11 protein-coding genes are annotated in these 13,977 nt (G+C 71.6%); 5 read left to right on the top strand and 6 right to left on the bottom strand.

Features of this window, described 5'->3' with window-relative positions; genetic code table 11:
* The first annotated feature begins 3 nt into the window (after positions 1-3).
* From ACTWJ5_RS12090 to ACTWJ5_RS12075, 4 genes are read left to right on the top strand one after another with little or no spacing between them, the layout of a single operon-like run.
* Positions 4-927 (top strand): DUF72 domain-containing protein, encoded by a 924-nt coding sequence (locus ACTWJ5_RS12090; RefSeq protein ID WP_444438722.1) that lies wholly within the window; start codon positions 4-6, stop codon positions 925-927.
* Positions 924-1,703, top strand: coding sequence for an endonuclease/exonuclease/phosphatase family protein (locus ACTWJ5_RS12085; RefSeq protein ID WP_444438720.1), 780 nt, complete (start codon positions 924-926; stop codon positions 1,701-1,703). The genes ACTWJ5_RS12090 and ACTWJ5_RS12085 overlap by 4 nt, the downstream gene beginning before the upstream one ends.
* Complete coding sequence (clsB, locus tag ACTWJ5_RS12080; protein ID WP_444438718.1) at positions 1,700-2,908, top strand: cardiolipin synthase ClsB; 1,209 nt, start codon at positions 1,700-1,702, stop codon at positions 2,906-2,908. The genes ACTWJ5_RS12085 and clsB overlap by 4 nt, the downstream gene beginning before the upstream one ends.
* Entirely contained in the window at positions 2,905-3,885 is a 981-nt protein-coding gene (locus ACTWJ5_RS12075) for a lysylphosphatidylglycerol synthase domain-containing protein (protein WP_444438717.1), read from the top strand. Before clsB ends, ACTWJ5_RS12075 begins: the two co-directional genes overlap by 4 nt.
* A 266-nt stretch (positions 3,886-4,151) precedes the next feature.
* Here ACTWJ5_RS12075 and glgB read toward each other — a convergent pair whose 3' ends face one another.
* The 6 genes from glgB to ACTWJ5_RS12045 all read right to left on the bottom strand — a co-directional run bounded on the left by glgB (position 4,152) and on the right by ACTWJ5_RS12045 (position 13,405).
* Positions 4,152-6,344, bottom strand: a complete 2,193-nt coding sequence (gene glgB / locus ACTWJ5_RS12070; protein ID WP_444438715.1) for a 1,4-alpha-glucan branching protein GlgB — start codon at positions 6,342-6,344, stop codon at positions 4,152-4,154.
* Positions 6,341-9,667, bottom strand: coding sequence for a maltose alpha-D-glucosyltransferase (treS, locus tag ACTWJ5_RS12065; RefSeq protein WP_444438713.1), 3,327 nt, complete (start codon positions 9,665-9,667; stop codon positions 6,341-6,343). Before treS ends, glgB begins: the two co-directional genes overlap by 4 nt.
* A gap of 10 nt (positions 9,668-9,677) precedes the next feature.
* The gene (locus ACTWJ5_RS12060) at positions 9,678-11,660 is read right to left on the bottom strand and encodes an alpha-1,4-glucan--maltose-1-phosphate maltosyltransferase (protein WP_444438711.1); all 1,983 of its coding nucleotides are present in this window, start codon (positions 11,658-11,660) and stop codon (positions 9,678-9,680) included.
* A gap of 115 nt (positions 11,661-11,775) precedes the next feature.
* Positions 11,776-12,648: a non-homologous end joining protein Ku gene (gene ku, locus ACTWJ5_RS12055; RefSeq protein WP_444438709.1), complete on the bottom strand. Its 873-nt coding sequence runs from the start codon at positions 12,646-12,648 to the stop codon at positions 11,776-11,778.
* A 9-nt stretch (positions 12,649-12,657) separates the two neighbouring features.
* Entirely contained in the window at positions 12,658-12,900 is a 243-nt protein-coding gene (locus ACTWJ5_RS12050) for a hypothetical protein (RefSeq protein WP_444438707.1), read from the bottom strand.
* A complete protein-coding gene (locus tag ACTWJ5_RS12045; protein ID WP_444438705.1) occupies positions 12,890-13,405 on the bottom strand; it encodes an MgtC/SapB family protein in 516 nt (171 codons plus the stop codon). Before ACTWJ5_RS12045 ends, ACTWJ5_RS12050 begins: the two co-directional genes overlap by 11 nt.
* Before the next feature lie 166 nt (positions 13,406-13,571).
* Between ACTWJ5_RS12045 and ACTWJ5_RS12040 the strand changes: the two genes are divergently transcribed.
* Positions 13,572-13,976: a hypothetical protein gene (locus ACTWJ5_RS12040; RefSeq protein WP_444438704.1), complete on the top strand. Its 405-nt coding sequence runs from the start codon at positions 13,572-13,574 to the stop codon at positions 13,974-13,976.
* The last annotated feature ends 1 nt before the right edge of the window (position 13,977 follow it).

Raw genomic sequence — 13,977 nt, 5'->3', positions numbered from 1 at the left:
GCCATGGGAACGGACGGCCTGCACATCGGTATTTCCGGCTGGCGCTACGCGCCCTGGCGCGGCGAGTTCTACCCCAGGGGCCTGCCCCAGCGCGAGGAGCTGCGCTACGCCGCCCACGCCTTCGCCAGCATCGAGCTGAACGGCTCCTTCTACGGCCTGCAGACGCCCGGCCGCTACCGCCAGTGGAAGGCGCAGACGCCCGCCGGCTTCCGTTTCAGCGTCAAGGGCCCGCGCTTCGTCACCCACCTGCGGCGCCTGCGCGAGCCGCAACAGGGGCTGGCCAACTTCTTCGCCTCCGGCCCGCTGGAACTGGATGACAAGCTCGGCGCCTTCCTCTGGCAGTTGCCGCCCAGCCTGGTCTACGACGGCGAGCTGCTGGAGGCCTTCCTCGCCCTGCTGCCGCGCGACAGCCATGCGGCGGCCGAACTGGCCGGTTCGGCGGACGCGCGCCTGCGCCACGACGCGCCCTCGCCGGGCCGGCGCTTCGCCCTGCGCCATGCCCTGGAGGTGCGCCACGAGAGCTTCTGCAGCGCCGAGTTCACCGACCAGCTGCGCCGGCACGGCGTGGCCCTGGTGATGGCCGACGCGCCCTCGAAGTGGCCCTACGCCGAGGACCTCACCGCCCCGGATTTCACCTACCTGCGCCTGCACGGCGCCGAACAGCTGTACGCCAGCGGCTATGGCGAGGCGGCGCTGCGCCGCTGGAGCGAGCGCATCCGCCTGTGGCGCAACGGCCTGCAGCCCGCCGACGCAGAGCTGATCGATGCGGACAAGCGCGGCGACCGCCGTCACCGCGAGCTGTACTGCTATTTCGACAACGACATCAAGGTGCGCGCGCCCTTCGATGCCTTCCGCCTCATGCAACTGCTCGACGTGCATCTGCCGCAGCAGCAGGTGCCGGGCGAACCGGCGGAGGACTGGGCATGAACCAGCCGGTCAACCCCGGCGCCGGCCCGGCGCTGGCTAGCGGCCTGTCGCTGCGGGTGCTGACGGTGAACACCCACAAGGGCTTCAACGCCTTCAACCGCCGCTTCATCCTCCACGAACTGCGCGAGGCGGTGCGCGGCACCGCCGCCGACCTGGTGTTCCTCCAGGAAGTGCACGGCGAGCACCAGTTGCACGCCGGGCGCCACCCCGGCTGGCCGGCGAAGCCGCACTACGAGTTCCTCGCCGACAGCATGTGGCCGGCCTTCGCCTACGGGCGCAACGCGGTGTACCCCGAGGGCCACCACGGCAATGCCCTGCTCTCGCGCTACCCGATCATCAGCCACGACAACCACGACATCTCCATCGCCGGCAACGAGGAGCGCGGCCTGCTGCACGCCTGCATCGACCTGCCGGGCAGCGCCCCGCTGCATGCCGTGTGCGTGCACCTGGGCCTGCGCGAGGCGCAGCGGCGGCAGCAACTGGCGCTGCTCTGCCGCCTGCTGGAAGGCTTGCCCGCCGAGGCGCCGCTGATCGTCGCCGGCGATTTCAACGACTGGCGCTGCCAGGCCGGCGCCCTGCTCGCCGGCTGCGGCCTGGCGCCGGCCTTCGCCGACAAGGCCGGCGCGCCGCGCAGCTTCCCGGCGCGCTGGCCGCTGCTGCGCCTGGACCGCATCTACCTGCGCAACCTGCGGGTGCGCAGCAGCCAGGTGCTGGGCAGCCGCCCCTGGCCGCACCTGTCCGACCATCTGCCGCTGCTTGCCGAGGTGGGCCCATGAACGATCGCTGGCACGCGGGCAACCGCATCGAACTGCTGGTCAACGGCGAGGCCTTCTACCCGCGGGTGTTCGAGGCCATCGCCCGGGCCCAGCGCGAAGTCCTGCTGGAGACCTTCATCATCTACGAGGACAAGGTCGGCCTGGCCCTGCGCCGGGCGCTGCTGGCAGCGGCCCGGCGCGGCGTGCGCGTCGAGCTGATCGTCGACGGCTACGGCACCGCCGACCTGGGCCGGGACTACGTGCGCAGCCTGCTGGAGGCCGGGGTGCGCCTGCACCTGTTCGACCCGCGCCCGCGCCTGCTGGGCCTGCGCACCAACCTGTTCCGCCGCCTGCACCGCAAGCTGCTGGTGGTGGACGGCAGCACCGCCTTCGTCGGCGGCATCAACTTCAGCGCCGACCACCTGGCCGACTTCGGCGCCATGGCCAAGCAGGACTACGCGGTGCAGGTGCAGGGCCCGGTGGCCCGGGACATCCGCCAGGCCAGCCTGGCCCTGCTGCATCAGTACGGCCGCGCCGCCGACCGCGCGCCGCCCTGCGCGCCGACACTGGCCGGCGAGAGCCGCGCCTGCCTGGTGCTGCGCGACAACGACCGCCACAGCACCGACATCGAGCGCCACTACCTGGCGGCGATCCGGGGCGCGCGGCGGCGGCTGACCATCGCCAACGCCTACTTCTTCCCCGGCTACCGCCTGCTGCGGGCGCTGCGCCAGGCCGCGCAGCGCGGGGTGAAGGTGCGCCTGGTCCTGCAGGGCCTGCCGGACATGCCGCTGGTGCGCCTGTGCAGCAAGCTGCTCTACGACACCCTGCTGCGCGACGGCGTGGAGATCTACGAGTACTGCGACCGCCCGCTGCACGGCAAGGTGGCGGTGGCCGACGGGCGCTGGGCCACGGTGGGGTCGAGCAACCTGGACCCGCTGAGCCTGTCGCTGAACCTGGAGGGCAACCTGATGATCGACGACGTGCGCTTCGCCCACGCCCTGGAGGCGCACCTGGACGCCCTGGCCCGCGACAACTGCCGGCGCATCACCCGCAAGGTGGCGCGCCGCGGCTACTGGTGGCGCGCGCCCCTGGTGTTCCTCAGCTTCCACTTCCTGCGGCATTTCCCGGCCATCGCCGGGCAGTTGCCGGCGCACCGCCAGCGCCTGCGCTCGCCGCGGGGCCTGGAAGGCGAACCGGCGGCGGATGCCCCGCGGGTGCGCCCATGAACGCCGCCGCGCCGCGGGAGAAGCACAAGCAGGCCTGGAAGCTGGCCCGGCGCGGCTTCTCCATCGCCCTGCTGGCGCTGCTGCCGGTGCTGCTGTTCCTGCTGATCCGCGCCACCGACTGGCAGGAGGTGTTCCACCTGCTCAGCGAATACCGCGCCACCACCCTGCTCCTGGGCCTGGGCATCAGCCTGGCCAGCTACGCGGTGTTCAGCAGCTTCGACGTGCTCAGCCGCTACTACATCGGCCACCCGCTGCCGGTGCGGCGGGTGTTCACCGTGGCCTTCGTGTGCAACGCCTTCAACCTCAACCTCAGCTCCTGGGTCGGCGGCGTGGCCCTGCGCTACCGCCTGTACGGCCGCCTGGGCATGAGCGCGGCGGACATCACCCGCATCCTCAGCTTCAGCCTGGTGACCAACTGGTACGGCTACCTGCTGCTGGCCGGCGCGCTGTTCGTCAGCGGCTACCCCGACCTGCCGGACGACTGGTCGGTCGGCCGCAACGGCCTGCGCCTGATCGGCGCGCTGCTGCTGGCCCTGGGCGCGGCCTACCCCCTGGCCTGCCGCTACGCCCGGCGCCGCGCCTGGGGCTGGCGGCAGTTCAGCCTGGCCCTGCCGAGCTGGCGCCTGGCGCTGCTGCAGGGCGCCATGGGGGCGGCCAACTGGTCGCTGATGGCGTTGCTGGTGAGCGTGCTGCTGCCAGACAAGGCCAGCTATGCGGAGGTACTGGCCACCCTGCTGATCAGCAGCATCGCCGGGGTGGTGCTGCACGTGCCGGCGGGCCTGGGCGTGCTGGAGGCGGTGTTCATCGCCATCCTCCACGACCACCTGGGCCGCGGCACCCTGCTGGCGGCGCTGATCGGCTACCGGGTGCTGTACTTCCTGGTGCCGCTGTTCCTGGCCTGCCTGGTCTACCTGTGGCTGGAACGCCGGGCACGCCGTCTGCGCCGCCGGCAACGGCGCCTGGCGCGGGCGGGTTGATGGGTATCGCTTCGCTCAACCCATCCTACGAGGGAATGCCGTGCCTCCTACAGGAGGATGGCGGGGGTGGCGCAGCGTAGGAGCGGATCTCATCCGCGAACCGCGCCGGAACGTCCGGCTATCGCGGATGAATCTGCTCCTACAAGAACATGCCGTGCCTCGCGCAAACCTGTAGGAGCGGGCCCTGCCCGCGATTCGCGCGCAGGGCGCGCTCCTACAGGGGAATGGCGCAGGTGGCGCAGCGTAGGAGCGGATCTCATCCGCGATTAAGCCGGCAAGGCCGGCGCCGGCTCCAGGACCAGGCTGCCCAGCGGCGGCAGGTCCAGCAGCAGCGAGTACGGCTGGCCGTGGGACGGCTCCGGCAGGCTGTCGCAGCGCTCGCGGCTGCCGGCATCGGAGCCGGCGTAGCTGGCGCCGTCGGAGTTCAGCCGCACCTGCCAGGCGCCCTGCAGCGGCACCCCTACCCGGTAGCCTTCGCGCGGCAGCGGCGTGAAGTTGTGCACCACCAGCAGCGGCGAGCGCTCGCGGTCCAGGCGCAGCCAGGCATAGACGCTGTTGCGCTGGTCGTCGCCGATCAGCCAGTGGAAGCCCTCGGCGCTGTCGTCCAGCTGGTGCAGCGCCGGCAGTTCGCGGTACAGGCGGTTGAGGTCGCGCACCAGCGTCTGCACGCCCAGGTGCTCGGCGTAGCGCAGCAGATACCAGTCCAGTTGGTCGTCGTGGTCCCACTCGCGCCACTGGCCGAACTCGCAGCCCATGAACAGCAGCTTGCGCCCCGGGTGCGTCCACATCAGGCTCAGGTACAGGCGCAGGTTGGCGAACTGGCGCCAGCGGTCGCCGGGCATCTTGCCCAGCAGCGAGCCCTTGCCGTGCACCACCTCGTCGTGGGAGATGGGCAGGATGAAGCGCTCGGTGAAGGCATAGAGCAGGCCGAAGGTCAGGCGGTGGTGGTGGTAGCCGCGGTACAACGGGTCCTCGCGGATGTAGGCCAGGGTGTCGTGCATCCAGCCCATGTTCCACTTGTGCGAGAAGCCCAGCCCGCCCTCGGCCACCGGCCGGCTGACGCCGGGCCAGGCGGTGGACTCCTCGGCGATCACCAGGGCGTCGGGCACCTCGGCGGCGACCACCTCGTTGAGGTGGCGGAGGAACTCGATGGCCTCCAGGTTCTCGCGCCCGCCGTGGCGGTTGGGGATCCACTCGCCTTCCTTGCGCGAGTAGTCGCGGTAGAGCATCGAGGCCACGGCGTCGACGCGCAGGCCGTCGACATGGTACTCGCGCAGCCAGTGCAGCGCCGAGGCCAGCAGGAAGCCGTGCACCTCGGTGCGGCCGAGGTTGTAGATGTAGGTGTCCCAGTCCGGGTGGAAGCCCTCGAAAGGGTGCGCGTATTCGTACAGCGCTGTGCCGTCGAATTGTCCGAGGCCGTGCGCGTCGGTGGGGAAATGCGCCGGCACCCAGTCGAGGATGACGCCGATCCCGGCCTGGTGGCAGCGTTCGACGAAGGCGGCGAACTGCGCCGGGCTGCCGTAGCGCGCGGTGGGGGCGAACAGCGACAGCGGCTGGTAGCCCCAGGAGCCGCCGAAGGGGTGCTCCATGATCGGCATCAGCTCGACGTGGGTGAAGCCCATATCCTGCAGGTAGGGGATCAGCCGCTCGGCCAGCTCGTCCCAGCTCGGCGGGCGGCCGTCGAGGGTCTGCCACGAGCCGGCGTGCAACTCGTAGATCGCCAGCGGGCTTTCCGCGCCCTGGCGGCTGCGCCGCTCGCTCATCCAGCGTTCGTCCCGCCAGTGCCACGGCGCCGGGTCGGCCACCCGCGAGCCGGTGGCCGGCGGCCGTTCCGTGGCCAGCGCCACGGGGTCGGCCTTGAGCGGCAGCAGGCCGCCGGGGCCGAGGATTTCGTACTTGTAGACCTCGCCCGGCTGCAGGCGCGGCACGAACAGCTCCCACACGCCGCTGGGGTAGCGCAGGCGCATGGCGTGGCGGCGCCCGTCCCAGGCGTTGAAGTCGCCCACCACCGACACGCGCCGGGCGTTGGGCGCCCATACGGCGAAGCGCACCCCGGCCACGCCGTCCAGGGTCATGGCCTGGGCGCCGAAGCACTGGCCCAGGTGGCGGTGGTTGCCTTCGGCGAACAGGTACAGGTCGGTCTCGCCCAGCAGCGGGCCGAAGGCGTACGGGTCCTCGGTGATCTGTTCGCCCTCGGGCCAGTGGATGCGCAGCAGGTAGGCCTGGCGCGCATCCAGGTGGGCGCTGAACAGGCCGCTGGCGTCCTGCTGCTGCATGGCCGCCAGGCACTCGCCCTCGCGGCCCAGCAGCTCGCAGGCGAAGGCCCCCGGCAGCCAGGCGCGCACGCGCCAGCCGGCGCCTTCCGGGTGCGGACCGAGGAAGGCGAAGGGGTCGCCGTGCTCGGCCCGTTGCAGCCGTTCCAGGTGGTTGCGTTCGTCGTCTTGCGACGCTTGTGTCATGTCCTTCCTCCCAGCAGGTGGAGCGTCAGTTCCAGCATTCCCAGCAGCGGCACCGCGACCCAGTCGGGGCGGTGGCCGCTCTCGTAGACCACTTCGTAGGCCGCCTTCTCCAGGCTGAACAGCGCCAGGGCCGCGCCCTCCCCCTCGCGCCCGCGCCATTCGTGGGGCAGCCCGGCGGCGGCCAGGCGGTAGGCGTCGAGGAAGGCGTCGCGGGCATCCGCGCGGTAGCGCTGGGCCAGGGCGCGGCGCACCTGCACCGCTTCCTCCGAGACGTCGGCGCTCTGCAGGTTGCGCTCGGCCATGGCGGCGGCGTAGTCGAAGGAGCGCAGCACCCCGGCCACGTCCTTCATCGGGCTGTTCAGGGCCCGGCGTTCGGCCAGCGAACGGTTGGGCTCGCCCTCGAAATCGATCAGGTAGGCGTCCTCCTGCACCACCAGCACCTGGCCCAGGTGCAGGTCGCCGTGCACGCGGATCATCAGCCCGCCCTCGGCCAGCCGCGCCAGGTTGCCCAGCGTCAGCAGCAGGTCGTCGCGCAGCTCCAGCAGGCGCGCGGCCTGGGCGCGGCCGCGCTCGTCCAGCCCGGGGGCGTCTTCCAGCGCCCGCAGGGCCTGCTCGACCTGGGCGCCGACGCCCTCCTGCCAGGCCCGGCTATCGGCCGGGCCGCTGCGCCGCGGGGCGAAGTCCGGCTCGTCCACGCCGTTGGCCAGCACCTGGTGCATCTCGCCCAGGCGCCGGCCGAGGGTGGCGGCGAAGCCGCGCAGCTCTTCCAGGGCATCGAATTCCGGTGTCTGCGCGGCGCCGGCGGCCAGGGCCTCGCGGATGGCCCGCTCGAGGTTGTTCTGCGTCCAGGTCCAGGCGTCGCCCTGGTTGCTCAGGTAGCCCTGCAGCAGCATCAGGGTGTGCGTCTGCCCCTGCTCGTCCACCCGGCGCACCTCGCCCAGCAGCGGCGCGACGTTGGCGAAGCCGTGGCGGCTCAGGTAGGCGCCCATTTCCGCCTCCGGGTGCAGGCCGGGCGAGACGCGGCGCAGGACCTTGAGCAGCAGGCCGTCGCCGACCAGCGCCGAGGTGTTCGACTGGTCCGCGGCCAGCACCCGCACCGGGACGTCCTCGGCCAGTTCCAGCTCGGCCAGGCCGGGTTGCGCCAGGAACTGCACCTCGCCGCCGGCGCCGGCCAGGGTCGCGTTCTCGCGCAGCAGGCGCAGCACCACGCGGCTGAAGCGCGGCAGGCTGAGGGCGTCGGTCAGCAGGCCGACGCGGCGGCCGCGGCGCAGCCGGGCCAGGGCCAGTTGCTGCGGCAGGTCGTAGCCGCTGGCGCTTTTTTCCGGCGCCGCGGCCAGCGGCAGCTGGTAGCGCTCGTGCAACTCGCCGTCACGGTATTCCAGCTCCGCCAGCAGCGGCGCGGCGTCGCCCTCTTCCAGCGGCAGCGCGTAGAGCAGGCGCACGCTGCCGGCCTGCGCGCGGGCATGGGGGAACCAGCGCCGGCGCGGCAGGTAGCGCGGCAGCGAATCCCTCTCCAGCAGCTCGCGCGGGGCACCGGCCATGATCTCCTCCAGGCGCTGGCCCAGCACCAGGGTCGGCAGCTCCGGCAGGCGTTCTTCCGGCTGGCGGTGCCAGCTGGGCATGCGCTGGGAGTCGGCCAGGTAGAACCAGTAGAAGCCGTAGGGCGGCAGGGTCAGCAGGTAGGTCAGCCGGCCGATCGGCGGGAAGGCCGCGCCGCCGAGCATTTCCAGCGGCACGCGGCCGTCGAACTCGGCCAGTTCCAGCTCCACCGCCTGGGCCGCACCGGACAGGTTGGCCACGCACAGCAGGCTGTCCTCGCCGTCCTCGCCGCGGTACTGCCGCAGGTAGGCGAGGATGCGCCTGTTGCTCGGCGACAGCAGGGTCATGCTGCCGCGGCCGAAGGCCTTCTGCTGCTTGCGCACGGCGAGCATGCGCCGCGTCCAGTTGAGCAGCGAATGCGGGTCGCGCAGCTGCGTCTCGACGTTGACGCTCTGGTAGCCGTACAGCGGGTCGAGGATGGGCGGCAGCACCAGGCTCGCCGGGTCGGCGCGGGAGAAGCCGCCGTTGCGGTCCACCGACCACTGCATGGGGGTGCGCACGCCGTCGCGGTCGCCCAGGTAGATGTTGTCGCCCATGCCGATCTCGTCGCCGTAGTACAGCGTCGGCGTGCCGGGCATCGACAGCAGCAGGCTGTTGAGCAGCTCGATGCGCCGCCGGTCGCGCTCCACCAGCGGCGCCAGGCGCCGGCGGATGCCCAGGTTGATGCGTGCCCGGCGATCGGCGGCGTAGTAGTTCCACAGGTAGTCGCGCTCGTCGTCGGTGACCATCTCCAGGGTCAGCTCGTCGTGGTTGCGCAGGAAGACCGCCCACTGGCAGTTGTCGGGGATGGCCGGGGTCTGGCGCAGGATGTCGCTGATGGGGAAGCGGTCTTCCTGGGCGATGGCCATGTACATGCGCGGCATCAGCGGGAAGTGGAAGGCCATGTGGCATTCGTCGCCGGGGCCGCCGTCGTCCATGCCGCCGAAGTACGGACGGGTGTCCTCCGGCCACTGGTTGGCCTCGGCCAGCAGCATGCGGTCGGGGTAGTGGGCGTCCAGCTCGGCGCGGATGCGCTTGAGCACCGCGTGGGTCTGCGGCAGGTTCTCGCTGCTGGTGCCCTCGCGCTCGATCAGGTAGGGAATGGCGTCCAGGCGCAGGCCGTCCACGCCCAGGTCGAGCCAGAAGCGCATCACCCCCAGCACCGCGCGCAGCACCTGCGGGTTGTCGAAGTTCAGGTCCGGCTGGTGCGAGTAGAAGCGATGCCAGTAGTACTGCCCGGCCAGCGGGTCCCAGGTCCAGTTGGAGGTCTCGCTGTCGACGAAGATGATGCGGGTGTCGGCGTAGCGCTCGTCGCTGTCGGACCACACGTACCACTCCCGCGCCCGCGAGCCCTTCTTCGCCCGCCGCGCGCGCTGGAACCAGGGGTGCTGGTCGGAGGTGTGGTTGATCACAAGCTCGGTGATCACCCGCAGGCCGCGCACATGGGCGGCGGCGATGAAGCGGCGCACGTCGGCCAGGTTGCCGTAGTCGCTGTGCACGCCGCGGTACATGGCGATGTCGTAGCCGTCGTCGCGCCGCGGCGAGGGATAGAACGGCAGCAGCCAGAGGGTGTTCACCCCCAGGTCGGCGATGTAGTCGAGCTTGTCGATCAGCCCGGCGAAGTCGCCGATGCCGTCGTTGTTGGCATCGAAGAAGGACTTCACGTGCAGCTGGTAGATGACCGCGTCCTTGTACCAGAGCGGGTCGTGCAGGAAGGGACGGGGCTTTCTCAGGCGTCTGGCCATGGGCGAACTCCTAGCGGCGCTGCGGGTGCAGGCGCCAGATGCCGAAGGGAAGGTGCCAGGGCTCGATGCGCATCCGTTGGCGTTTGCCGTACCAGGTCCACTGGTGGCCGTTCATCAGGTCCTCGCCGCCCATGGCGGCGTCGTCCGCCAGGCCGAACTCCCACAGCGGCAGCTCGAAGTCGGCCTCCTGGGCGTTGTCCGGGTCCAGGCACACGGCGACCAGCACGAAGTTGGCCAGGTCCGCGGTGCGCTTGCCGAAGTAGAGGATGTTGTCGTTCCAGGCGTTGTAGGCCTGGAAGCCGAGGTGGCTGTGCAGCGCCGGGTTCTCGCGGCGGATGCGGTTGAGCCGGGTGATCTCGCCGACGATGTTGCCCGGCGCGCGGTAGTCGCGCTGGCGCAGCTGGTACTTCTCGGAGTCGGCGTATTCCTCGCGCCCGGGGATGGCCGCGGCCTCGCACAGCTCGAAGCCCGAATACATCCCCCACAGCCCCGAGCCGGTGGCCGCCAGCACGGCGCGGATGAGAAAGCCGGCGCGCCCGCTGCGCTGCAGGAAGAAGGGGTTGATGTCCGGGGTGTTGACGAAGAAGTTGGGCCGGTAGCAGTCGCGCCAGGGCGGCTGGTTCAGCTCGGCGAAGTATTCCTGCAATTCCTGCTTGGTGTTGCGCCAGGTGAAGTAGGTGTAGCTCTGGCTGAAGCCGAGCTTGCCCAGGCGCGCCATCATCGCCGGGCGGGTGAAGGCCTCGGCCAGGAAGATCACTTCCGGGTGCAGGTGGCGCACCTCGGCGATCAGCCATTCCCAGAACGGCAGCGGTTTGGTGTGCGGGTTGTCGACGCGGAACAGCGTCACGCCCTGGGCCACCCAGCCCAGCACCACCTCCAGCAGCGCCAGCCACAGCGAAGGCACGGCGTCGGCGGCGTAGAAGTCGACGTTGACGATGTCCTCGTACTTCTTCGGCGGGTTCTCGGCATGGCGGATGCTGCCGTCGGCGCGCCAGCTGAACCAGCCGGGATGCCGGCGCAGCCAGGGGTGGTCCGGCGAGCACTGGATGGCGAAGTCCAGGGCCACCTCCAGGCCGTGGGCGCGGGCATCGGCCACCAGCGCGCGGAAGTCCTCCAGGCTGCCCAGCTGCGGGTGCACGGCCTCGTGGCCGCCCTCCTCGGCGCCGATGGCGTAGGGGCTGCCGGGGTCGTCCGGGCCGGCCCGCAGGCTGTTGTTCGGGCCCTTGCGGTGGGTGCGGCCGATGGGGTGGATGGGCGGGAAATACAGCACGTCGAAGCCCATGGCGGCGATTTCCGCCAGGCGCCGGCGCACGTCCTCGAAGCGCCCGTGCACACCCGGCTGCGCGCCCTCCGAACGCGGAAACAGCTCGTACCAGCTGGCGAAGCCGGCCAGCGGCCGCTCCACTTCCAGGCTCAGCAGCGGGCTGCGCACGCGGTGCAGGCGCGGCTCCAGCTGTTGCATCAGCGCCAGGGTGGCCGGCGCCAGCAGCAGGGCCACGCGGCCGTCGCGGGCCTGCTCGGCGGCGAGCCGGCCCAGCAGGGCGTCGAGCTGCGCGGCCGGTTCGCCCTGGGCGCCCTGCCGCGCCTCGCGCAGCAGCTGCTCGCCCTCGCTGAGTTCCAGGTCCACGGCCTGGCCGGCGGCGTACTTCTTCTCCAGGTCGTGGCGGAAGCTGGCGTAGCGGTCCAGCCAGGCCTGGATCACGAACTGGATGCGGCCCTCGTGGGGCGGCAGCAGTTCGGCGCGCCACAGGTCGTTGCCCTGCCAGGCCAGCGGCAGGCTGCGCCAGGCCTCTTCCGGCTCCAGGCGCCAGGTCACTTCGGCGCCCAGTTGCTCGTGGCCGTCCATGAAGATGCGCGCACTGACCGGGCAGCCCTGGCCGGCGATGGCCTTGGCGGCGAAGCGCCCGCCCTCGACCTGGGGCTCGACGCCCTCGATGGCGATGCGCGGCGCCTTGGCCGCGGCGCTGGCGCGCCCCTGCAGGTCCGAATTCATCGCTGCGCCCTCCTCGCCAGGCGATCGCCTGTTCGTCGTCGGCCGCCACCTGCGGCCCCATGTTTTCCGAGGCCGGGCCCGCCGGCAAGTTCAGACTTTTCGCCGGCGGGCCGGCTCAGCGCGAGGCGCGCCGCCGGCCGCTGCTTTTGCGCGGCGCCGGCGCCGCTTCGGCCTTGTCCTTGGCCGCCTTGCCGCCGCCCCTGGCGTTGCCGCGCAGGCTGCGCCGCAGCAGGTCGGTGAGGTCGATGATGTCGGCGCCCTCCCCGGCTTCCGGGGCCTCGGCGCCGGGCACTTCCTCCAGCTGGCCCTTGGCGGCCTTCTGCTCGACCAGGGCGTGGATCTCGTCGCTGAAGCTGTCCTTGAAGGCCGAGTCGTCCCAGGCCTCGCTCATGTCCTCCACCAGGCGCGCGGCCATCTCGCGCTCGCGCTTGTCCAGGGCGATGTCGTCCAGCGCCAGGTCCAGCTCGTCCACCGAGCGCACCTCGCCCGGCCAGCGCAGCGTCATCAGCAGCAGCGCCTCGCCGTCGGCCAGCAGCGCCGCCAGGTGCTGGCGGCTGTGCAGCACCAGCTGGCACACCGCGACCTTGCCGCTGCGCGCGAGGGTCTCGCGCAGCAGCACGTAGACCTTCTCGCCGCGCCGCTCGGGGCTCAGGTAGTAGGGCGAGTCGAAGTACGGCAAGGGAATCTCGCCGCGCTCGACGAAGCGCAGGATGTCGATGGTCTGGGTGGCCCGCGGGCGCGCCGCGCGGATTTCCGCCTCGCTGAGCACCACGTAGCGGCCCTTCTCGTATTCCACGCCCTTGACGATCTGCTCCTTGGGCACCTCCTTGCCGGTCACCTTGTTCACCCGCTTGTAGCCCACCGGCTCCAGGCTGCGGGCGTCCAGCCAGTCGAAGTCGGTGCCGCCGGAGCGGCTGGCGCTGTTGAGCCCCACGGGAATGTGCACCAGGCCGAAACTGATCGCGCCCTTCCAGATCATGCGCGCCATGCATGCCTCCTACAGTGAGATGCCGTCGTCGAAGCGGACGCGGCCGTCCGCCGAAATGTCGCGGATGCGCGCCAGCATGCGCCGGGCCGCGTCCTCGGCCTGGGCCTCGTTGCGGCTGCCGGGGGCGAACACCCAGAGCACCTGCACCGCCGCGCCCTCGCGCTTGGGCTGGTATTCGATCAGCCCGACGTAGGCGCCGCCGCTGCGCATGGCGTCGGTCCAGGCGCTGCTGCCGTCGAATTCACGGAACATGCTGCTGCTCCGAAGTCTTGCGCGGCGCCCGCGGCCGCTCGAACAGGCGCGGCAGGCTGTGCAGAACCAGCAGCGCCAGCAGGGTGCCAAGCACCGCGGTGGCGGAATGGCCGCGGCCCACGCAGATGCCGATGGCGGTGCTCAGCCACAGCCCGGCCGCGGTGGTCAGCCCTTTCACCCGCGCGGTGTCGGCGCCGCCCTTGAGGATGGTGCCGGCGCAGAGGAAGCCGATGCCCGCGGCGATGCCCTGGATCACCCGGCTGATGGCGTCGTCGCCGGCGCCGCCCTCGCTCATGGCCATGACGAAGAGCGCGGCGCCCAGGGTGACCAGCATGTGCGTGCGCAACCCGGCGGCCTTGCCCCGGGCCTCGCGCTCGTAGCCCAGCAGGCCGCCGAGCAGCGCGGCGAGCGCCAGGCGGAAGCAGGCGCGGGTGATCTGTTCCAGCTCGCGCAGGTCGGAAAATTCCGCCAGCAGCGCCGCGCCGATGCGCGACAGGGTTTCCATGGGCTTCTCCGCGAAGGGCTGTTGCAGGTGCAGACTGCCGCGCCGGCCGATGGTTTGAACGATTTCCCCGGCGGTAGCCCGGCACGACCGCCCGGCGGATCGTCCGCGCATTCGCCCGCCGCGCCGGTCCAACCCCGGCAAGCGTCGAACACCAAAGGAATGCGCCATGAACAGCCGCGACGACACCGACTTCGCCCAGGCCTACGAGCGGGCCCTGGCCGAGGTGGCCCTGCCCGCCTTCGCCGCCGCCGGCGAGTACGCCCGCGCCCACGGCCTGCTCTGCCACGTGGGCCTGCACCGCGGCGCCGACGGGCTCTCCGAACTGGGCCTGCACGCCCGCCGACCCGGCGAGGGCCTGGACTGCCACTGCCTGATCCGCGCCGAGCCGCAGGGCGCCAGCCTGGTGCACGAGAACCACTACGGCGGGCGCGGCGACCCCGAGCGCATCGTCGGCCCGCTGGCCTCGCTCAACCGCATGGTGCTGGACACCCGCCTGCAGGCCTTCTTCCAGACCGGCTTCGGCCTCAGCCCGGACTACCTGGCGCGCCGCCACGGCGGCGGCTTCTGGTAGA

It is taken from the genome of Pseudomonas sp. A6 (assembly GCF_052367875.1).
GTDB classification, from domain to species: domain Bacteria; phylum Pseudomonadota; class Gammaproteobacteria; order Pseudomonadales; family Pseudomonadaceae; genus Pseudomonas; species Pseudomonas citronellolis.
Note: the sequence above shows the minus strand (reverse complement) of the source record. Positions and strands in the feature narration are given on the sequence as shown.